The organism is Blattabacterium sp. (Periplaneta americana) str. BPLAN (assembly GCF_000093165.1).
Taxonomy (GTDB): domain Bacteria; phylum Bacteroidota; class Bacteroidia; order Flavobacteriales; family Blattabacteriaceae; genus Blattabacterium.
Genome location: NC_013418.2, coordinates 146,177 through 168,897 on the forward strand (window position 1 = coordinate 146,177; position 22,721 = coordinate 168,897).

The 22,721-nt window shown below is 29.8% G+C and carries 16 protein-coding genes; 13 read left to right on the top strand and 3 right to left on the bottom strand.

Annotated features, from left to right (window positions below; genetic code table 11):
- Nucleotides 1-62: 62 nt before the first annotated feature.
- Genes thrA through thrC form a run of 3 tightly spaced genes read left to right on the top strand, consistent with a single transcriptional unit; the run spans nt 63 to nt 4,815 of the window.
- Nucleotides 63-2,510, top strand: a complete 2,448-nt coding sequence (gene thrA / locus BPLAN_RS00695) for a bifunctional aspartate kinase/homoserine dehydrogenase I (protein WP_012821295.1) — start codon at nt 63-65, stop codon at nt 2,508-2,510.
- A 5-nt stretch (nt 2,511-2,515) separates the two neighbouring features.
- Nucleotides 2,516-3,469, top strand: a complete 954-nt coding sequence (locus BPLAN_RS00700; protein ID WP_012821296.1) for a homoserine kinase — start codon at nt 2,516-2,518, stop codon at nt 3,467-3,469.
- 35 nt (nt 3,470-3,504) lie between these two features.
- Nucleotides 3,505-4,815, top strand: a complete 1,311-nt coding sequence (gene thrC / locus BPLAN_RS00705) for a threonine synthase (RefSeq protein WP_012821297.1) — start codon at nt 3,505-3,507, stop codon at nt 4,813-4,815.
- Between the two features lie 21 nt (nt 4,816-4,836).
- Here the strand turns inward: thrC and BPLAN_RS00710 are convergent, their stop codons facing one another.
- On the bottom strand, nt 4,837-5,634 hold the full coding sequence (locus BPLAN_RS00710; protein WP_041178300.1) for a thymidylate synthase: 798 nt from the start codon (nt 5,632-5,634) through the stop codon (nt 4,837-4,839).
- 47 nt (nt 5,635-5,681) lie between these two features.
- Between BPLAN_RS00710 and BPLAN_RS00715 the strand changes: the two genes are divergently transcribed.
- The 3 genes from BPLAN_RS00715 to BPLAN_RS00725 are packed head-to-tail and all read left to right on the top strand — an operon-like array spanning nt 5,682 to nt 7,706.
- The gene (locus BPLAN_RS00715; RefSeq protein WP_012821299.1) at nt 5,682-6,614 is read left to right on the top strand and encodes a ribose-phosphate pyrophosphokinase; all 933 of its coding nucleotides are present in this window, start codon (nt 5,682-5,684) and stop codon (nt 6,612-6,614) included.
- Between the two features lie 5 nt (nt 6,615-6,619).
- Nucleotides 6,620-7,249 (top strand): 50S ribosomal protein L25, encoded by a 630-nt coding sequence (locus tag BPLAN_RS00720; RefSeq protein ID WP_012821300.1) that lies wholly within the window; start codon nt 6,620-6,622, stop codon nt 7,247-7,249.
- Between the two features lie 31 nt (nt 7,250-7,280).
- The gene (locus tag BPLAN_RS00725; RefSeq protein ID WP_012821301.1) at nt 7,281-7,706 is read left to right on the top strand and encodes a nucleoside deaminase; all 426 of its coding nucleotides are present in this window, start codon (nt 7,281-7,283) and stop codon (nt 7,704-7,706) included.
- A 2-nt stretch (nt 7,707-7,708) separates the two neighbouring features.
- On the opposite strand, the gene BPLAN_RS00730 is transcribed toward BPLAN_RS00725, so the two are convergent.
- A complete protein-coding gene (locus BPLAN_RS00730; protein ID WP_012821302.1) occupies nt 7,709-8,362 on the bottom strand; it encodes a DedA family protein in 654 nt (217 codons plus the stop codon).
- Nucleotides 8,363-8,621: 259 nt separating this feature from the next.
- Here BPLAN_RS00730 and aroB point away from each other — a divergent pair, with 259 nt between their 5' ends.
- Both aroB and gyrA read left to right on the top strand, forming a co-directional pair.
- Nucleotides 8,622-9,692, top strand: coding sequence for a 3-dehydroquinate synthase (aroB, locus tag BPLAN_RS00735; RefSeq protein ID WP_012821303.1), 1,071 nt, complete (start codon nt 8,622-8,624; stop codon nt 9,690-9,692).
- 45 nt (nt 9,693-9,737) lie between these two features.
- Nucleotides 9,738-12,191, top strand: a complete 2,454-nt coding sequence (gyrA, locus tag BPLAN_RS00740; RefSeq protein ID WP_012821304.1) for a DNA gyrase subunit A — start codon at nt 9,738-9,740, stop codon at nt 12,189-12,191.
- Here the strand turns inward: gyrA and BPLAN_RS00745 are convergent.
- Entirely contained in the window at nt 12,166-14,256 is a 2,091-nt protein-coding gene (locus BPLAN_RS00745) for a carboxy terminal-processing peptidase (RefSeq protein WP_012821305.1), read from the bottom strand. The genes gyrA and BPLAN_RS00745 overlap by 26 nt on opposite strands.
- A 51-nt stretch (nt 14,257-14,307) precedes the next feature.
- On the opposite strand from BPLAN_RS00745, the gene surE reads away from it, so the two are divergent.
- The 5 genes from surE (at nt 14,308) to BPLAN_RS00770 (ending at nt 22,711) form a co-directional block, all read left to right on the top strand.
- Nucleotides 14,308-15,117 carry a 5'/3'-nucleotidase SurE gene (surE, locus tag BPLAN_RS00750; RefSeq protein ID WP_012821306.1) on the top strand — a complete coding sequence of 270 codons (810 nt, stop codon included), beginning with the start codon at nt 14,308-14,310 and terminating at the stop codon, nt 15,115-15,117.
- A 17-nt stretch (nt 15,118-15,134) separates the two neighbouring features.
- A complete protein-coding gene (gene ruvB, locus BPLAN_RS00755) occupies nt 15,135-16,100 on the top strand; it encodes a Holliday junction branch migration DNA helicase RuvB (RefSeq protein WP_012821307.1) in 966 nt (321 codons plus the stop codon).
- Nucleotides 16,101-16,177: 77 nt separating this feature from the next.
- Nucleotides 16,178-17,485 carry an adenylosuccinate synthase gene (locus BPLAN_RS00760; protein WP_012821308.1) on the top strand — a complete coding sequence of 436 codons (1,308 nt, stop codon included), beginning with the start codon at nt 16,178-16,180 and terminating at the stop codon, nt 17,483-17,485.
- A gap of 43 nt (nt 17,486-17,528) precedes the next feature.
- Nucleotides 17,529-18,956, top strand: coding sequence for an adenylosuccinate lyase (gene purB, locus BPLAN_RS00765; protein ID WP_012821309.1), 1,428 nt, complete (start codon nt 17,529-17,531; stop codon nt 18,954-18,956).
- A gap of 35 nt (nt 18,957-18,991) precedes the next feature.
- On the top strand, nt 18,992-22,711 hold the full coding sequence (locus BPLAN_RS00770) for a phosphoribosylformylglycinamidine synthase (RefSeq protein ID WP_012821310.1): 3,720 nt from the start codon (nt 18,992-18,994) through the stop codon (nt 22,709-22,711).
- Nucleotides 22,712-22,721: the final 10 nt, after the last annotated feature.

Consider the following 22,721-nt stretch of genomic DNA (forward strand, 5'->3'; position numbering starts at 1 on the left):
ATTTTTGTCTTCATCTTTAAAATAACAGGGGAAAATTGTTTTAATAAATAATTCATTAAAAAATGCAAGTTTTAAAATTTGGGGGAAGTTCCGTGGCTCATTCTGATTCCATAAAACGTATTTGTTCTTTATTAGAAAAGAAACCAAAAGGAAGATATGCTATTGTGGTATCTGCATTAGGAAATATTACCGATCAGTTAATTCAATGTGGAAAATTAGCTTCTGAAAGAAAAAATATTTATAAAAATATTTTAGAAGAAATAGAAATTCGTCATCTTAATATTATCAGAGAGTTATTTCCAATTACTTATCAAAGTCATTTAATTAGTTGGATAAAAAAGAATATCAATGATTTAGAAAGTTTATGTGACGGGATTTTTCAGGTAGAAGAACTCTCAAAACGTTCTTTAGATAAAATCATGAGTTTTGGAGAACTAAGTTCTTCTTTTCTCATTGCGGAAAAACTGAAACAATCTGGTTTAGATGCTGTTTGCAAAGATAGCAGAGAGTTGATTATCACCGATTCCCAATTTGGATGTGCACAAGTAGATTTTATCACAAGCAATCACCATATTATTCAATTTTTTAGGGAGAAAACATCCGAATATATTGTTTTACCAGGTTTTATAGGATCTACTTTAGAAAATGAAACCACAACTCTTGGGAGAGGAGGTTCTGATTATACGGCAGCTATTTTAGCAGCGGCCATATCTGCAAGTTTGCTTGAAATATGGACGGATGTGAGTGGAATGATGACGGCAAATCCAAAAATTGTGAATCAAGCCTTTCCTATTAAAGAGATTTCTTATGAAGAGGCTATGGAATTATCGCATTTTGGAGCAAAAGTTATTTATCCTCCTACGATACAACCAGCTATGAAAAAACATATTCCTATACAAATTAAAAATACTTTTTCTCCTGTAGACCCAGGAACTTTGATTTATATTAGTAAAAGTACTAATATTAGTCAACCAGTTACCGGGATTTCTGGAATTCAGAATTTGGCTTTGCTAACTCTTGAAGGAAGTGGGATGGTAGGTATTCCAGGTTATTCAAAACGCTTATTTGAAGCTTTGTCACGTGAAAAAATAAATGTTATTTTTATTACCCAAAGTTCTTCAGAACATTCTATAACTACCGGGATCCATGAAATGGATGTCATCAAAGCAAAGGCTGTAATAGATAGCGAATTTGCTCAAGAAATCCATCAAAGACGTATTGATCCATTAACGATAGAAAAAGACCTTTGTATCATTGCCGTAGTGGGAGACAATATGAAAAATCTTCATGGAACTAGTGGGAAAATGTTTGCTTCCTTAGGGAGAAATAGTATTAATGTTAGAGCTATTGCACAAGGATCTACTGAAAAAAATATATCTGCTGTTATTCGAAAAGCTGATTTTAAAAAAGCTTTGAATACCTTGCATGAAGCTTTTTTCGAAAGCCCTCCAAAACAAATTAATCTTTTCATTTGTGGAGTAGGTAAAGTTGGAAGTAAATTACTTGAACAAATTGATCAACAACAAAATTACTTGCTTGAAGAGTTAAAACTTCAAGTAAGAGTAATTGGATTAGCTAATAGCAAAAAAATGTATTTTGATGATAATGGAATAAATTTATTTCAATGGAAAAATCATCTGAATAAAAAAGGTCAGAAGATGAATATCTATTCTTTCATGGAAGAAGTCTGGAAATTTAATCTAAGAAATAGTTTATTTGTCGATAATACAGCTAGTGAAGAAATGGCTATGACTTATGAAAAATTTTTGCAAAATGGAATTGGAGTAATCACTTGTAACAAAATAGCTTGTTCTTCTGATTATGATCATTATAAAAGATTAAAAACTCTTTCTAGACATTTTAAAGCTCCCTTTTTATTCGAAACTAATGTAGGAGCCAGTCTCCCAGTGATTAGCACTCTTAACGATCTTATAAACAGTGGAGATAAAATAAAAAAAATAGAAGCTGTATTATCTGGAAGTTTAAATTTCATTTTTAATCATTTCGTAGGAGTAAAATCCTTTTTAGAAGTTGTAAAAGAAGCTCAATTAAAAGGATACACGGAACCAGATCCTCGCATTGATCTTAGCGGATTAGATGTCATGCGAAAAATACTTATTTTAGCAAGAGAATGTGGCGCTCCATTAGAACTTAGTGATATCCATCAAAAATCTTTTCTCCCTGAAAGTTGTTCGAAAGTTATTTCTATTGAAAATTTTTATCAAGAATTACATCAATATAGAGATTACTTTTTTAAAATTAGAAAAGAAGCAGAAAAAGAAAAAAAACGTCTACGTTTTATTGCTCGTTATGAAAATGGTAGAGCTTCTGTAGGTTTAGAATCTGTCAAACAAAGCCATCCTTTTTATCAACTAGAAGGAAAAGATAATATGGTTTTATATAATACATCTCGTTATGCTGAACAACCTTTGATTATAAGGGGAGCAGGAGCTGGAGCAGAAGTCACTGCTTCTGGAGTATTTTCGGATATTATTAAAGCTACTAAATAAAAATCATGAATAGGATTAAAATATTGTCACCAGCTACTGTAGCTAATTTAGCTTGCGGTTTTGATGTTATTGGATTAGCTTTAGATATTCCAGTAGATGAAATTATTTTATACAAGTCAAATAATCCTGGAATACGTATTAATCGAATAGATGGAACCACATTACCTAATGATCCAAAAAAAAATGTAGCTTTTGTGGCTTTACAAGCTTTGTTAAAAAAATATCAGCAAAAACAAAGATTTTATAAAGAGAAAAAAATAGGTTTTGAAATAGAATTAATTAAAAATATACATCCAGGAAGTGGGATAGGCTCTAGTGCTGCTAGTGCTGCTGGGGTGGTATATGGAGCTAATATATTACTAGGAAACCCGTTTAATAGGATGCAACTGATCCGTTTTGCTATGGAAGGAGAACGTATAGCCAGTGGAACTGCTCATGCGGATAATGTAGCTCCTGCTATTATGGGAGGAGTCACCTTAGTAAGAAGTTATCAACCCTTAGACATTACTAAATTGCATTCTCCAAATGAATTATGGGTAAGCATAATTCATCCACAAATTGAAATAAAAACTTCGGACGCTAGAGAAATACTAAAACAAAAAATATTAATGACAGATGCTATCCGACAATGGGGAAATATAGGTGCATTAGTAGCAGGATTATATCAAGAAAATTATGAACTCATTAGTAGATCTCTAGAAGATTTTATTGTTGAACCCATACGTGCTATGCTGATTCCTGCATTTTACGAATTAAAAATAAGATGTAAAGAAATAGGAGCTTTAGGTGGAGGGATATCTGGATCAGGTCCTTCTGTATTTATGTTAAGTAAAGGAAATGATATCGCAAAAAAAGTTACTGAAGTGATGAATCGTGTTTATTCTCCATTAAAAGTAGATTATAAAACTTATACTTCTCCTATTAATCAACAAGGAGTAAAGGTTTCTGAAATCCTTTAAGAATCCAATCCATTCAAAAAAAAAATTTTTCTTTTATGTTATATTACAGTTTAGAAGATCATAAAAATCTAGTTTCTTTTGAAAAGGCCGTTTTAAGAGGTTTAGCAACAGATGGAGGGTTATATTTTCCGAAAAATATTCCTATTCTAAAACGTAAATTCATGGAAAATCTCCAAAAATATGATATATCCACTATTGCTATGGAGATTATCCAACCATATATAGGAGAATCTATTTCTGAAGAATCTATCTTCCGCATTATTCAGAAAACTTTGAATTTTCCTTTTCCATTACAAAGAATTCACGACAATATATACGTGTTAGAGCTTTTTCATGGGCCTACTTTAGCCTTTAAAGACGTAGGGGCTAAATTCATGGCCGGATGTTTAAGTCATTTTTACAAAAAAATAGGAAAATTAGTTACTGTTTTAGTAGCCACTTCTGGAGATACTGGAGGGGCTGTTGCCAAAGGATTTCATAATGTTTCTGGAATAGAAGTTATTATATTATATCCCTATAAAGGGGTAAGCTTATTACAGGAAAAGCAAATGACTTGTTTAGGGGGGAATATACTAGCTATAGAAATAAAGGGGAATTTTGATGATTGTCAATCCATGGTTAAAAAAGCTTTCTTAGACAAGAAAATACGAGATAAATATCTACTAACTTCTGCTAATTCTATTAACATAGCAAGATGGCTTCCTCAAATGTTTTATTATTTTTTAGCTTATAGACAAATAATAGAAGAAAATAGAAAATTGATTTTTTCAGTTCCAAGTGGAAATTTTGGAAATATTTGTGCGGGAATGATGGCTGAAAAAATGGGATTGCCTATTAAGTATTTTATAGCCTCCACAAATATTAATGACACCATTCCTAGATTTTTAAAAACGGAAAAATATCATCCTCTTCCAGTAAAAAAAACGATATCAAATGCCATGGACATATCCCATCCGAGTAATTTTTCTCGAATATGGCATTTATATAAAGAAAGCATAGTGAAATTACGAAAAAAATTGTCCTCTTATCAATTTACAGATGAAGAAACTTTAGCCATTATAGAAATGGTATGGCAAGAACATAAATATATGCTAGATCCCCATGGAGCTATTGGTTATTTAGGACTTAGACAATACCTACAAGAAGTTAAAGATCCTTTAGCTACAGCTGTTTTTTTAGAAACAGCTCATCCTATTAAATTTTTAGATCATATGCCATATTCTTTGCGAGAAGAAATTCTTATTCCTAAAAAATTAGAAGTTTTTTTGAATTCAGAAAAAAGTGAAAAAAAAATATCGATGTCCAACAATTACGATATGTTTCAAAATTGGTTAATTAATAGATAGGACTAATTACAAAGTTAGAAATTAAACAGCTACGTCTCCTTTTATATGGGGATGAGGATTGTAATTGATTAATTTAAAATCTTCGAAAGAAAAATCCAATACATTTTTTACAGAGGGATTTAAAAGAATTTTTGGTAAGGGTTTAGGGGGACGTTGTATTTGAAGTTTCACTTGTTCTATATGGTTATTATATATATGAGCATCTCCTATAGTATGAATGAATTCTTTGGCTATAAAATTGAGTGTTTTAGCTACCATGGTAAGTAATAAAGCATAAGAAGCAATATTAAAAGGTAATCCAAGAAAAATATCTGCACTTCTTTGATATAATTGTAAAGACAATTGTTTTTTTTCGGAAACATAAAATTGAAAAAGTAAATGGCAGGGAGGTAATCTCATTTCTTGAATCATTCCTACATTCCAAGAAGAAACAATCAAACGTCGTGAATGAGGATTTGATTTTATTTCTTTTATAAGATTAGTGATTTGATCAATAAAATGACCATCATAAGCAGGCCATTTCCGCCATTGTAATCCATATATTGGACCTAGATCTCCGTTTTCATTAGCCCATTCATTCCATATAGATACTTTATTTTCTTTTAGATACTGGATATTTGTATATCCTTTCAAAAACCATAATAACTCATAAATAATAGAACGTATGCTTAATTTCTTGGTAGTTAAAAGAGGAAATCCTTTTTTTAAATTAAATCTCATTTGAGATCCAAATAAACTTTTTGTTCCTATCCCAGTACGATCCATTTTTTTTATTCCATTTTTTAAGACATTTTTTAAGAGATCTAAATATTGTTCCATAACTAAAGTTATTTCTTGAGTATTTTTGCATAAAAAAAACATAATATATGAATCAAAAGGTACTCTTTTTTTCTACAAGAAGTGGATTAAAACTATCAGAAAATATAGCTTATCATTATGGAAATTTTTTAGGAAAAGTCCGTTTTTTGGAATTTAGTGATGGAGAATATTCCCCTTTTTTTGAACAGTCTGTTCGTGGATCACGAGTATTTTTGATTGGATCAACTTTTCCTCCAGTGGATAATTTGATGGAATTACTTTTAATGTGTGATGCAGCACGAAGGGCATCCGCTCATAACATTACACTTGTTATTCCATACTTTGGATGGGGAAGACAAGATCATAAGGATAAACCAAGGACTCCTATTGCCGCAAAACTTATAGCTAATTTAATGGTAGCGTCAGGAGCTAATAGAGTAATGACTATGGATTTACATGCAGATCAGATTCAAGGTTTTTTTGATATTCCTGTAGATCATTTATATGCATCTAGAATATTTATTGATTATATCAAAAAATTGAACCTTGATCAACTAACCATAGCTTCTCCAGATATGGGAGGAGCAAAAAGAGCTAGAAGTTATGCAGGATATTTAGGAACAGATGTGGTGATCTGCTATAAAGAAAGAAAGAAGGCAAATGAAATAGAATTTATGAATCTTATTGGAAATGTCAAAGAAAAAAATATCATTCTCCTAGATGATATGGTAGATACAGCAGGAACTTTAACAGAAGCAGCTAGTCTAATTAAAAAACAAGGAGCTAAAAGTGTACGTGCTATAGCTACTCATCCCGTTTTGTCAGGGAATTCATATGAAAGAATAATAAAATCCTCTCTTGAAGAATTAGTCGTCACGGATACCATTCCTCTCAAGAAAAATAATGAAAAAATAAAAGTATTATCTTGCGCTCCTCTTTTCGCAGAAGTGATGCAATCGATTCATAATGACGAATCCATTAGTAATAAATTTATAATTTGATTTTTATGCAATATATAAATATATCCGGGAAAAAAAGAAATATAGGGAAAAAGTTTATTGAAACCATTCGACTTTCCGGAGAAGTCCCTTGTATTTTATATGGAAAAGATATCAATATTCCATTTTCTACTTCCTTAGAAACTTTTAAAAAGTTGGTATATACACCAGAATTGTATTGGGTTTCTATTCAAATAGAAGGAGAAGAGAAAAACATAAAAGCAGTTAAAAAAGAGATTCAATTTGATCCTATTAGTGAAAAAATTTTGCATGCTGATTTTTGCAAAATAGAAGATTGTAAACCGATGATATTGGAAATTCCTATAAAAACTTTTGGAAGACCTATTGGAGTTTCCAAAGGGGGAGAATATTATTCTCCGATTAGAAAATTAAAAGTAAAAGCTTTTCCTTCTTCTTTTCCAAAATATATCAAATTGGATGTTCAATCTTTAGACATAGGAGATAGAATAACGGTGAAAGATCTACTGAAAAAGGAATATAATATTTTACATCCTTTAAATACTCTGGTAGCCAGAGTAAAAACTTCTCGTATTATTTCTACTGATGAGGTTGTGAAAAGCTCTCAAGACGAAAAAAAAGACCTTAAATCTAAAGAAGATAAAAAAATTAAGAAATAAATAAAATAATCAAGTGAACGATCGTTATTTTATGAAAATAGCTCTAGAAGAGGCTTTAATAGCTTTTCATAAAGATGAAGTCCCTATAGGAGCTGCAATAACATATGAAAATGGAATTATAGCTAGAGCACATAATTTAACTGAAACTTTAAGTGATATTACTGCACATGCAGAAATGTTAGTCATAAACTTAGCTTCTGATTATCTAGGAAAGAAATATATACAAGAATGTACTTTATATGTGACTATGGAACCTTGTATTATGTGTGCTGGAGCTTTGTTTTTTTCTCAAATAGGAAGAGTAGTATGTGGAACGCTAAATTATAAAAGAGGTTTTTTATATACGGGAATTAAATTGCATCCTAGAACAAAATTTTTATCTGGAATAATGAAAAATCAATGTAAGAATCTTCTACAGGAATTTTTCTTTTTCAAAAGAAAAAGAATGAATTTTTAAATTTAGATGAGAACTTTTTTCTTTTTGCTTATTCGAAGTTTCAGAAGGACAGGAAATGTTGTCATTAAAACAATGAGTAAAACAATCCATTCCAAGTGGTTTTTAAGTTCTGGAAACCTTTTGTCTAGATAGTGTCCAGCTAACATGATAGAAAAAGTCCAAGCTAGTGCTCCTATAATATTATAGATCATAAATTTTTTAAAATCGACACGAATTGCCCCGGCAACAATGGGAGCAAAAGTTCGAAGCATTGGAAGAAAACGGCTCATAATAAGTGCTGTTGTTTTATATTTGTTATAAAACAATTTGGCTATAAGAAGATGTTTTTTCTTAAAAAGAAAGGTATCTTTTTTTTTATATAATAAATTTCCGGATTTATATCCCAACCAATACCCTTGCATATTCCCAAGAATAGCTACTACTGCTACAATTAAAATAATTACAAAAAATGGAACATTATAAAAATTTTTGCATAAATCTTTTCCGAAAATTCCGGCAGTAAATAATAAAGAATCTCCTGGTAAAAAAAAACCAATAAAAAAACCAGTCTCTGCAAAAACAATTGCCAAAAGAATAAATAAAGCGGTATTTTCAAAATAGAAAAAAATCCATCTAGGATTGAAAAAATGCTGAAAAAAATCCCAAATATCTGACATTTTCAATAACGAATATGATTTTATTTCAAGAAAAACAAAGTTAAATATTTCCGTTTTTTATTAGGAATATTCTCAAAATATAGATCTAAAATATTTATTTTTACTATCAATTGGATCTTTATGGAGTATTTGTTCAAATTTATTAATATTTTAGGATGGGGACCAAATATATTTTTCATAATAGTTTTTTTCCTCTTTTTAATTTTTTGGTTATCCAAAATATTTTATTTTATTGATTAATTTGTAAAAAAACACACGTATGTTGTCTGATAAGAGAAAAATTCTTTATTTTGATAAGGAAGGCTATAAGATATTGGGAAATTATCTACTTAATCAGGTAGAATCCATAAGAAATACATTTATTTTAGTAGATCATTATACCAATATTCATTGTCTTCCTCTCCTTCTTTCTCATGCAAAATTTTTAGAAAAATCTAAGATAATTCAAATTCAACCAGGAGAAAAGGAAAAAAATATTTATACCTGCATTCAAATATGGAAAAATCTAGAGAATTTTAAAGCTAATAGAAATAGTTTAATTATTAATTTAGGAGGAGGAGTAATTACAGATATAGGTGGATTTGTAGCATCTGTATTTAAAAGAGGAGTTCGTTTTATTAATATCCCTACCACGTTATTAGGAATGGTTGATGCATCTATAGGATATAAAACAGGAGTTAATTTAGAATCCATTAAAAATGAAATAGGTTCTTTTTACTCTCCAGAATTTTTAATTATTGATCCTCATTTTTTAAAAACTCTTCCTGAAAAGGAATTTATTTCAGGAAAAGCTGAAATGTTTAAACATGGATTGATTGCAGATGAAAAATTTTGGATGGATATGAAAACCTCTACCATGGATGATCATAGAAAATCTTATTCTCAATGGGTAAATTTAATCCATAAATCCATATTAATAAAAAATAAAATCGTGGAGAAAGACCCTAAAGAAAAAGGATTAAGAAAAATTCTGAATTTTGGACACACTATTGGTCATGCTTTGGAAAGCTATTTTATGAATTATAAAAAAGGAAAACTTATACATGGTGTAGCTATAGCTATGGGGATGGTCTCTGAATCATGGTTGTCATATAAAGTAAATGGATTGTCTATGAATAGTTATCAAGAAATAAAATCCATTCTTTCTGAATTATATCCTATAAAAAATATATCAGATTTAGAAATGAATAAAATATTCTCCATCATGGAACATGATAAAAAAAACGATAGAAATCAAATTCAATTTTCCTTATTAAAAAAAATAGGAACTTGTTCGTATAATTGTCAAGTCCCTTATTCCTTAATCAAAGAAAGTTTTTTACAAATCTAAGAAAAATATGTACTTTATCCTGATAAATACCATAATGTTTATAAAATGAATGAAGGAGAAAAATTAATTCCTATTAATATTGAAGATGAAATGAAATCATCTTACATAGATTACTCTATGTCTGTTATTGTATCCAGAGCTCTTCCTGATGCTAGAGATGGTTTAAAACCTGTACATAGGAGAGTCTTATATGGAATGTACCAATTAGGAATTTTTTCTAATAATCCTTATAAAAAATCAGCTCGTATTGTTGGAGAAGTATTGGGAAAGTATCATCCACATGGAGACATTTCTGTTTATGAGACAATGGTTCGGATGGCGCAAAAATGGACTCTTCGTTATCCATTGATAGATGGACAAGGAAATTTTGGTTCATTAGATGCAGATCCACCTGCTGCAATGCGTTATACAGAAGTGAGAATGAAAAAAATGTCTGAAGAGATGTTATTGGACATCAAAAAAGAAACAGTGGATATGCAACTAAATTTTGATGATTCTATAGAAGAACCTACAGTTTTACCTACAAGAATTCCGAATCTTTTGATTAATGGATCTTCTGGAATTGCTGTGGGGATGGCTACCAACATTCCTCCTCATAATTTAAAAGAAACTATAAAAGCTATTTTCGCTTATATTGAAAACGATCAAATATCTATAGAACAGATAATGGAATATATTAAAGCTCCGGATTTTCCTACGGGTGGAATCATTTATGGATATGAGGGGGTGAAGAAAGCTTTTTATACTGGAAGAGGACGTATCGTCTTACGTGCCAAAGTTCATTTGGAAGAAATTCAGGGAAGACAATGTATTATTGTGGACGAAATTCCCTATCAAGTAAATAAAGCAGAAATGATCACTAGGACTGTAGAATTAATGAGAGAAGGGAAAATGGAGGGAATTTATCAGATTCGGGATGAATCTGATAGAAATGGGTTACGTATAGTATATCTGCTTAAACAGAATACGAATCCTCATATATTATTGAATAATTTATTCAAATATACCTCTTTGCAAACTTATTTTAATGTAAATAACATTGCTTTAGTTAAAGGAAAGCCTGTTCAACTAAATATTAAAGATCTTATCCAACATTTTGTGGACCATCGACAGGATGTTATTATTCGTCGTACTAAGTACGAATTGAAAAAATGTCAAGATCGTATTCATACTTTGACAGGTTTTCTAACGATATTAGATCATTTAGATAAAATGATTGAATTGATCAAAGAATCCAAAGATCATCATGAGGCTTGTAATAGACTCATCAAAATGTTTAAGCTATCTGAAAATCAATCTAGATCTATTTTAGATATGCGTTTACAAAATTTGACTTCTTTGGAGTTAAAGAAAATAAAAAAAGAATATGAAGAATTAGTCAAAAAGATAGCATACTTAAAAAATGTGTTAATACAACATTCTATACGAATGCAAATTATCAAAAAAGAACTTTTGGATATTCAAGATAAATATCAAGATAAACGAAGAACGCAAATAGATTACTTGGGAAATGAAGTGCACATAGAAGATCTTATTGAAGATGAACAGGTAGTTCTTACTATTTCTCATGCAGGATATATTAAAAGAACTTCTTTATCCGAATACAAACGTCAAGGAAGGGGAGGGATAGGAAATCGGGGGGCTTCTGCTAGAGAGTCTGATTTTTTCAAACATCTTCTCATAGCTACCAATCATCAATATTTGCTTTTTTTTACAGAAAAAGGGAAATGTTTTTGGTTAAGAGTTTATGAAATTCCAGAGGGATCAAAAATATCTAAAGGAAGGGCTATCCAAAATATGATTCACTTGCAACCAGATGATAAAGTAAATGCTTACATATTAACTGGAGATTTGACAAATAAAAAATATGTACAAAATCATTACGTGATGATGGTTACTCAAAAAGGAATTATTAAAAAAACTTCTTTAGAAAACTATTCACGCCCTAGGAAAGATGGAATTAATGCTATTGTGATTCGTAAAGGAGATTCTTTACTAGAAGCTATCTTAACTAAGGGAAACAGTCATGTTTTTATTGCTGTAAAAAGTGGAAAAATAATTCGTTTTTCAGAAAAAAAAGTTCGTGCTACTGGAAGAAATTCTTCTGGAGTAAGAGGAATTAATTTATCCATTTCAGAGGATACTGTAATTGGAATGATATGTGTAGAAGGACAGGAAAAAGGATATTTATTAGTTGTTTCGGAAAAAGGATTTGGGAAAAGAACTAATCTAAAAGATTATCGGATAACCAATCGTGGAGGAAAAGGAATCAAAACAATAAATATCACTCAAAAAACAGGTAGTTTAATTTCTATAAAACATGTCACGAATCAAGATGATCTAATGATCATTAAAAAATCCGGAATAATTATTCGTATTTCTGTATCGGATATACGAGTGATGGGAAGGGATACCCAAGGGGTAAGGTTAATTAACCTAAAAGAAAAAGACGAAATCGCAGATGTTGAAAAAGTTAGTCAGACAATGGATTTTCATTAAAATCTCGTAAAATATTTACACATTCTTCTATATGAAAATCGTTCAATAAATTTTTTTTCCATTCTTGGTCAAGTTTTGAAATAATTTGGTAAGAAGGAGGAAAAGCTCGTAATTCATATACATTCAAGTAATTCTTTAATGCTTGAAAATTTGCATTTATTTTTTGCATTTTTAAATTTTCATCCCAAAAATCTTTCCAATTTAGAGGAATATATTTTTTATTCAAAAAATTTTTTTCTAATAATTGTATGGTTTGATATATGGTCATCATATCCTGATATTTTTTCAAACGATTAATACTTTTCAATTTTATTTTTTCCAAATCTATTTTTCCTTTCCAGAGTTGGTAAGAAATAGAATCAGTCCGATCCCACATCATAGAATTTGGTTGATCCTTTTCCATCCCTCTAACTAAGCAAGAAATATTATTTGGAATAACTATATCTGGATTTACACCCTTTAATTGAGTAGAACTCCCATTGACACGATAAAATTTATTCATAGTGAATTTTAAGGCCCCCAATTCTTTTTTAGAAAAAAGAAATCTATTTAAGGGATAAAAGGTTTGAACGGTTCCCTTTCCATATGTTTGATAGCTCCCAACAATAATTCCTCTTTTATAATCGGCTATAGACGCAGCAAGAATTTCTGAAGCGGATGCTGATAGTTCATTAACTAAAATAACAAGGGGCCCTTTCCAAAGGAGTTCATTATTTTTATTTTTTAGTATTTTCTTTCTTCCAGAAGAAAGACCTACTTGTACTATAGGGACTTTTCCCAAAAAGAAACCAGCAATTTCTATAACTGTTTCTAATGATCCTCCTCCATTATTTCTGATATCTATAATCAAACCTTTTATTTTTTCCTTTTTTAGCTCTTGAATAATCTTTTTCATATCTTGAGCCGCATTTCTTCCGTTTTTATTTTCAGGATTAAAATAAAATTCTGGTAAGAATATCAACCCATACTTATTCTCATTATCCAATATTGTGACACTTCTTGCAAAAATTTCTTTTTTTTCAATAATATCCCGAATGAGGATGACTTCTTTTATAGACCCATCTTTTTTTTGAATTGTTAATTTCACTTTACTTCCTTTTTTTCCTCTTATAAGACGAATGGAATTTTCCAATAACATTCCAATAATATTTTTGGATTCTGAATTTATATCTTTTGCTACTTTAATAATTTTATCTCCTACTTCTATTTGTTTACTCTTCCATGCTGGTCCATCAACAAGAAGTTTTACAATGGTAGCATAACCTTTATGATCTTGCAATTCAGCCCCAATTCCTTCTGTTTTTCCAGATATATTTAAATCAAAATTTTCCTTTTCTTTAGGAGAAAAATAGTTAGTATGAGGATCATATTGCGAGGTAATAGTATTTACGTACATGGAAAACCAGTCTGTTTTTTTTTTCATTTTTAATTTTCTAAAATATTCTTGCATATATTCCTCTACCTTTTTTCTTGCTTCTTTTTCTTGGTTCATCCATCTGATATTTTTTTTGAGGGATTTCCAAATATTTCCTTGTGGATTTTCTGGAGAAACGATTTCTATCAAAGTCAAATATTTTAGATATTTTCTCCATTCTTCTATCCATTCTTTTTTATTTTTAGGATAAGAAATTTTCTGTTCTCCAGGAATATATACTTCTCTTTTATGAAAATTGAAAGGTTTTTTTAAAATCTTAGAACAGATATTCTCTACTTCTTTTATTCTTTGAGAAAAACATTTCATTGTAATGTTAAAAAAAGTGGGATCTCCATGAATCCAAGATTCGTCTAGTTTTTCTCTATAAAAAGAAATATCTTCTAAGTCTTTTTGTAAGAAAAAACGTTTTTGTAAATCTAAATTTGAAAAATATTGCTTATATACTTTTTGTGAAAATTCATTATTAATTTTAATAGGATTAGGATGTAAAAAATAGAGTGTTTTATATATAGTCTTTAATATGATACGATGTGTTTCTTCTTCTCCTTGTGGAGAACAGAAACTTAATAAAAAAGTAAAAATAAAACCAATTATTATATACTTAAAATTTCTAATTGAATCTACGATCATACTAATACAATAAATAACAAAATTACAAATATCTAGATCCTTTATGAAAAAATGAAAAACAAGCCAATTATTTTAGTAACAAATGATGATGGGATTATAGCTCCTGGAATTCGAGCTCTTGTTCATACGATGAATTCTTTAGGAGATGTCTATGTGGTAGCTCCAAATACACCTAAATCTGGAATAGGACATGCTATAACTATGGATACAGTTGTCTATTGTGATTCGGTAAAGATTGACAATGGAATCCAAAAAGAATGGGAATGTTCAGGAACTCCTGTAGACTGTGTTAAATTAGCAATCAATCATATTCTTCCAAGAAAACCGGATATCTGTGTATCTGGAATTAATCATGGATCCAATTCTTCCATAAACATCATGTATTCCGGAACAATTTCTGCGGTAATAGAAGCTGGAATAGAAGGAATTACATCTGTTGGTTTTTCTCTTTTAGATTTTGATTGGAATGCAGATTTTGAACCATCCAAAAAATATGTATGGAAAATTGTAAAAAAAATTCTTCAGAATCCTATGGAAAAAGGAATCCTGAGTCTCAATGTGAATATTCCAAAATTGAGAAAAGAAGAAATTAGAGGAATTAAAATATGCAGACAGGCAGAAGCTAAATGGAAAGAAAGTTTTGATCAACGTTATAATCCAAAAGGAAGAGCTTATTATTGGTTAGTAGGAGATTTTGTTAATTTTGATAAAGAATCAGATACGGATGAATGGGCTTTAAAAAATGGATATGTTTCTGTCGTTCCTATTAAATTCGATTTTACAGATTATTCAACTTTAAATATTTTAAGATCTTGGAATTTCATATTATTCATTTTTTTTTGGAAATCTTCCTTATTTTAAAAAAAACTTTATAAATCGTGTCATCTATTGTAGAAGGAACTTTGAATCCAAAAAAATTTCAAGATTTTGTTGGACAACAGGATATCTTAGATAATTTAAAAATTTTTATTCAAGCTGCTAAAAAAAGAAAAGAGTCTTTGGATCATATCCTATTTCATGGACCTCCAGGATTAGGAAAAACTACGCTAGCTCATATAGTCGCCAATGAGTTAGGTGTTAAAATCACTGTCACTTCAGGATCCGTTTTAGATAAACCAGGGGATTTAGCAGGATTACTAATTCATTTAAATTCAAATGATGTTCTGTTTATTGATGAAATTCATCGTTTATCACCTATAGTGGAAGAATATTTATATTCTGCCATGGAAAATTATAAAATAGATATTATAATTGATTCTGGATCTAATGCCAGATCAGTTCAAATTGATTTATCTCCTTTTACTTTAATAGGAGCCACCACGAGATCTGGATTATTAACAGCTCCTATGCGTTCTAGATTTGGAATCAACGGTCGGTTAACCTATTACAGAAAAGAATTATTAAAAAACATTGTAACTCGAAGAGCAAAAACATTAAACATTCCAATAACAGAAGAAGCCTCTTATGAAATTGCTAATCGAAGTAGAGGAACTCCACGCATAGCTAATGCTCTACTTCGTAGAGTTCGTGATTTTGCTCAAATAAAAGGAAACGGAACCATAGATATTCATATTTGTGATTTAGGATTACAAGCACTTAATGTGGATAAACATGGATTAGACGAAATGGATAATAGAATTCTTGCATCTATTATAGATCATTTTAAAGGAGGTCCTGTGGGAATAAACACGATAGCAACAGCTGTCAATGAAAATCCTGATACTATAGAAGAAGTTTATGAACCTTTTCTCATTCAAGAAGGATATTTAGTAAGAACCCCTAGAGGAAGAAAAGCAACATTATTAGCTTATAAACATCTTAAACGAAATTTTGAAAAAAGATAGTTGAAAGATTTGTGTTTTTATCTATTTATAATAAATAAAAATTAACTTTGCAAAAAGTCTCAAATTATAAAAATATCATGCCTTCAAATGTTCTTGTTGGTCTCCAATGGGGTGACGAGGGAAAAGGAAAAATTACAGATCTTCTTGCAAAAAATTCAAATTATGTAATTCGTTATCAAGGAGGAAATAACTCAGGTCATTCTATTCACATTAATAATCGTTATTTTATTCTTCATTTAATTCCTTCTGGAGTAGTTTATCCTTCTGTTAAATGCATTATAGGTCCTGGAGTAGTTATTGATCCTAAATCTTTAATTCAAGAAATACAAGATATAGAATCAATAGGAATCAATACCTCTCAAGTTTTTTTGGCAAAAAGAGCACATCTCACTATGCCATATCATCGTCTCTTAGATAAATACAAGGAAGAATCATTAGGAAATAAGTCTATTGGAACTACACATCGTGGAATTGGTCCTACTTATGAAGATAAAATAGCCCGTATGGGGATACGGGTTTTAGATTTTTTAAATCAAAAAATTTTTTATAGAAAATTAAAGGAAAACATTGATTATAAAAATCAGATTATAACAAAAATATATAAAAGAAAACCTGTTTCTTTTAAAGAAATATACGAAGAATATATGGAGTATGCTAAAGAACTTCATCCACGTGTGATCGATGCTGTACATGAAATTCATAGAGCTTTTCATGAAGAAAAAAAAATTCTTTTTGAGGGAGCTCAAGCTATGCTACTAGACATAAATTATGGAACCTATCCATATGTAACGACTTCTTCAACTTCTACAGGAGGAGTTTGTGTAGGATCTGGGGTCCCTCCTACTTTCTTGAAAAATTTTATCGGAATAGCAAAAGCTTATTGTACACGTGTAGGATATGGACCTTTTCCTACAGAAATTAAGAATAAAGAAATGAGTCATTTTATCCGAGAAAAAGGAAAAGAATATGGGGCCACTACAAAAAGACCAAGAAGGTGTGGATGGTTAGATTTGTTCTCTCTAAAATATTCTTGTATGATAAACGGAATTAATTATTTAATCATTACAAAATTAGATGTTTTAAGTCAATTAGAAACTATAAAAATCTGTGTAGAATACCGTATTCATGGAAAAGTTCTTCCAAATTTTCCAGCAAATATAGAATTGTTTGAAGAAAAAGTAGAAGCTATTTATATGGATTTTCCTGGTTGGAAACAAAATATTTCTCAAATTTATGAGTATGAAGAATTACCAAAAAATTGCAAAAAATATATTAATTTTATTGAAAGTTATCTAAATTTGAATATCCTATTAATTTCTGTAGGATCTGAAAGAAGTCAAAATATTATCAAAGATAAATCTTCCTTTTTTAAAATATTTTCTTAGCTAGAAAGAAACAGATTAATTTAATTTTTTAAAAAATATTTTTGTGAAAGAATATAAAAATCCTTTGGTAGAACGATACAGTAGTCGAGAAATGTTGTATAATTTTTCTCCAAAAAAAAAATTTCTCACCTGGAGAAAACTTTGGTTAGCTTTAGCAGAAAGCCAAAAAAAATTAGGTTTAAACATTAGTGAAGAACAAATAAATGACTTAAAAAATCATTTAGATGATATTGATTGGAATAGAGTTTCTTTTTATGAAAAAAAATTCCGTCATGATGTGATGGCTCATTTATATGCTTTTGGAGAAAAAGCAATTCTAGCTAAACCTATTATTCATTTAGGAGCCACAAGTGCTTTTTTAGGAGACAACACGGATCTTATTCTCATTCGTGATGGATTAGAGATTCTTCTTAAGAAATTAGTTAATGTTCTCTTTAGACTTAGGAATTTTACCTTAGAATATCATGACACTCCTACTTTAGCTTTTACCCATTATCAACCCGCTCAACTAACTACTGTAGGAAAACGTTCCTCTTTGTGGATGCAAAGTTTATTATTGGACGTAGAAGAATTAGAATTTAGATTGCAAAGTCTTAATTTCAGAGGAGTAAAAGGCACTGTAGGGACAGCAGCTAGTTTCAAAGAATTATTTGATGGAGATCTACAAAAAGTAAAAGATTTGGAAAAAGAAATCTCCAATAAATTTGGATTTGAAAAAGTTTTTCCTGTGACAGGTCAAACTTATGATAGAAAAATAGATGCACAAGTATTAAATTTATTATCTAATATTTCTCAATCTTCTCATAAATTTAGCAATGATTTACGTTTACTGCAAAATTTGAAAGAAATGGAAGAACCATTTGAAAAAGAGCAAATTGGATCCAGTGCTATGGCATATAAACGAAATCCAGTGCGTAGTGAACGTATAGCCTCTTTAGCAAAATATGTAATTTCTCTATCAAATAGTTCAGCTATGGTTGCAGCTACTCAGTGGTTGGAACGGACATTAGATGATTCAGCTAATAGAAGATTGGTAATAGCTCAATCCTTCTTAGCTACAGATGCTATTTTAACAATTTGGAATAATATATTAGAAAATATAGTGGTCTATCCTAAAATGATTGAAAAACATATAGATCAAGAACTTCCATTTTTAATGACGGAATCTATTATTGTAGAGAGTGTAAAAAATGGAGCAGATAGACAAGAAATTCATGAAAGAATTAGAATTCATTCTATGAATACCAATTCTAAAATCAAGTTAGAAGGAAAAAAAAATGATTTTTTACAACGTCTTTTAGATGATAAAAAAATACCTGTTAACGAAGAAAAAATAAATCAAATGCTTAATCCTAAAAATTTTATAGGATTTTCGTCGGATCAATCTATAGAATTTGTTGAGAAAAAGGTAAATCCTCTCTTAGATCGATTTTATCATTTTATTGATTCCAATATGGATTTAAAAGTTTAGAAAATTTCTATGTTCCATTTGATTCACAAATTTTAATGAATTTCAGAATTTATATACAAAAAAAAGTTCCTTTTGATATTGATTCTAGAAAATTATATCAGGAATTGAAAAATATGGAGATTTCGTTATCTCAAGTGATTATTTATCATATATATGATATTTTTCGTATAAAAAAAGAAGTTTTTATAGATAGTCTATATAAAATTTTTGTGGATCCTGTCACGGATATTTTACATAAAGAAATACATTTAAAAAATCCATATTTTTCTATAGAATATTTACCAGGAAAATATGATCCACGTGCAGACGCGGCTATGCAATGTATAAAAATTATAGATCCTCTATCTACAGTTTTTATAAAAACGGGTCAATTAATTGAATTGATAGGGATGAAAAATAAAAAAGAGGATCTTCATAAGATTAAAAAACATTGCATGAATCCCCATATTTGGAAAGAAAAGAATCTTCATGAAATGAATTTCCCTTTTTTTGATAAATCCAAAAAAAGAATAGGCAAAGATCATTATAGAATGGTAAATGGATTTATTCATTTTAATCATGAAAAAATGCAAAATCTTCATGAGAGGTGGGGTTTTTCTATTAAATTAAAGGATTTGTTTTTTATACAGCAATACTTTGCTAAAGAAAATCGTGATCCTACAGAAGCAGAACTTAGGATTTTAGATACCTATTGGTCGGATCATTGTCGTCATACTACTTTTTTGACTACATTAGTGGACATAACATTTGATGGAATATTTAAAGAGACATATCAGAATATTTTTAATGAGTATTTAAAGGATAGGAAATCAATAGGAAGATCAGAATTTCCTATAAATTTGATGGATTTATCTAATCTTCCTTCTAAAGTTCTTTTTAAGAAAGGAAAATTAAAAAATTATGTATTCTCTCACGAACATAATGCTTGTATAATCATGGTAGATGTAAATATTCTAGGTAGTAAAAAGAAAGAGAAATGGTATCTATTATTTAAAAATGAAACTCATAATCATCCTACGGAAATTGATCCTTTTAGTGGAGCTTCTACTTGTATAGGAGGAGCTATTCGGGATTCTTTGTCTTCTAGAGGAGTTGTCTATCAAGCAATTAGATTAAGTGGTTCTTCAAATCCTTTTGATCAAAAAACATTAAATGGAAAAATTCCGCAATACAAAATATGCTATGAATCCGCTTATGGTTATAGTTCTTATGGAAATCAAGTTGGGGTCGCTACTTCTCACATTCAAGAAATCTATCATGAAGGTTATAGAGCTAAAAGAATGGAGGTCGGAATGGTAGTTGGAGCCGTTCCAGTTGATGCAGTTAAACAAGAAAAGCCAAAAAATGGAGACATTATTTTGTTAATTGGTGGGTTAACAGGAAGGGATGGAATGGGAGGGGCTACGGAATCTTCTAAAGAATCTGAATTAAAAAATTCATTTGAAAATATTCAGGTCCAAAAAGGAAACCCAATAATAGAAAGAAAAATTCAAAGATTTTTTCGAAAAAAAGAAGTTATATCTTTGGTTAAAAAGTGCAATGATTTTGGAGCAGGAGGAGCTTCCGTTGCTATTGGAGAATTGAGCAATAGTTTAGTTCTTCATTTAGATAAAATCCCTATTAGAAAACATGCGGATTTAGAAGCTATAGAAATTGCTCTTTCAGAATCTCAAGAACGGATGGCCGTTGTATTAGATCCATCAGATGTAAAAAAATTTATGAAATTAGCTCATGAAGAAAATATACTTTCCGTTCCCATTGCTATAGTAACTGATAATAAAAGGATAATATTCTCTCATAAACGAAAAGAACTTTTTAATTTGAAAAGTTCTTTTCTAAATACAGGAGGGTTTAATAAAAAACAGGTGGTTCATGTTAATTCTCCAACTACCATTTCTCCTTTTCAAAAATCAAAAAATATTCCTTTCAGCAAAGAAACCTTCTTAAAAACTCTTTCTCAATTAAATATTGCATCTCAAAAAAGTTTAGTAGAAATGTTCGATAGTACTGTAGGAGGGACTACGATATTGATGCCTTTTGGAGGGAAGTATCAAATGACACCATCTGAAGGTAGTGTACATAAAATACCTGTTTTACAAGGAGATACAAGTACTGTTAGTTTAGCTTCTTGGGGTTTTCATCCTGAAATTTCTACTTGGAGTCCTCTTCATGGAGGAGCTTATGCTGTGGTGGAATGTATTTCTAAAATTGTTTCTATGGGAGGCTCTTACAGAAATATCTATTTCAGTTTTCAAGAATATTACAAAAAATTAGGAAATAATCCAGAAGATTGGGGTCCCCCATTTTCTTCTTTATTAGGAGCTTATCATGCTCAAATGTCATTTAATTTAGCATCTATTGGAGGAAAAGATAGCATGTCTGGAACATATAAAAATATACACGTTCCGCCAACATTAATAGCTTTTGGAGTGACCACCGAAGATTTTTCAAATATTGTATCTCCAGAATTGAAAAATATAGGAAATAAAATATATTTGTATCATCACAAACCATTGAAAAACGAAATGCCAGATTTTTATTCTTTGAAAAAGGCATATGATCAAGTTTATGAAGGCATTCATTCCGGATCTATTATATCAGTAAAAACGGTGAAAGACGGAGGAATTTCTGTATCTATAGCTAAAATGGCTTTTGGAAATCGTTTAGGAGTTTTTATCCGTTCTGGAAATCCTTTATTTGAGATCAGCATAGGTTCATTAATTATAGAATCTACTTCTTCTCTTTCAGAAGATTTCATTTTGATAGGAGAAATTGACTCTTCTAAGAGCTTAAATTTTAATGGAATATCTATTGATATAAATGAGGCTGTAGAAAATTGGGGAAAAACTTTGACTCCTATTTTTTCTAAGATCATTCATCGAAAAAAATCTCATAGAATCAATCTACGTGAAAATAGAAAAGAAGATATTTTTCCATTAGTATGGAAATCTAAAAAAAAAGTAACACCACGTGTATTTATTCCAATATTTCCTGGAACAAATTGTGAATGGGAATCTATTCACGCTTTTAAAAAAGAAGGAGCCATTATCAAAACTTTTGTATTTAAGAACTTAAAAAATAAAGATATTGGAGAATCCATAGAGAAAATGGAAAAATGTATAAGAACTGTACAAATATTTATGCTTTGTGGGGGATTTAGTGCTGGAGATGAACCTGATGGTTCTGCAAAGTTTATTACGTCTATTTTACATAATCCATACGTAAAAGACGCTGTTCAATACTTTCTTGATCAAGATGGATTGATTTTAGGTATTTGTAACGGGTTTCAAGCTCTCATAAAATCTGGATTGTTACCTTATGGAAAAATAGGCTTACGAAATTCACATTCTCCTACACTTACCTATAATGAAATAGGAAAGCATGTATCTCAATGTGTTCATATAAAAGTAATTACTGATAAGTCTCCATGGTTAAATGGAATGAAAAATAAAATATACACTATTCCAATATCTCATAGTGAAGGAAGATTTTATGCTAGTGAAAAAATAATTAAAATTTTATTCAAAAAAAATCAAATAGCAACGCAATATGTAGATTTACAAGGGGTTCCAACCTTAGAAAGGTTTTATAATCCTAATGGATCCGTTGGGGCTGTAGAAGGTCTATTAAGTGAAAATGGAAAGATTTATGGAAGAATGACTCATCCAGAGCGTTATAATCATGGATTGTTGAAAAATATCCCGAATATTCATGAACATTCCATTTTTAAAAATGCGGTACAATATTTTCTATAAAAATTATAAA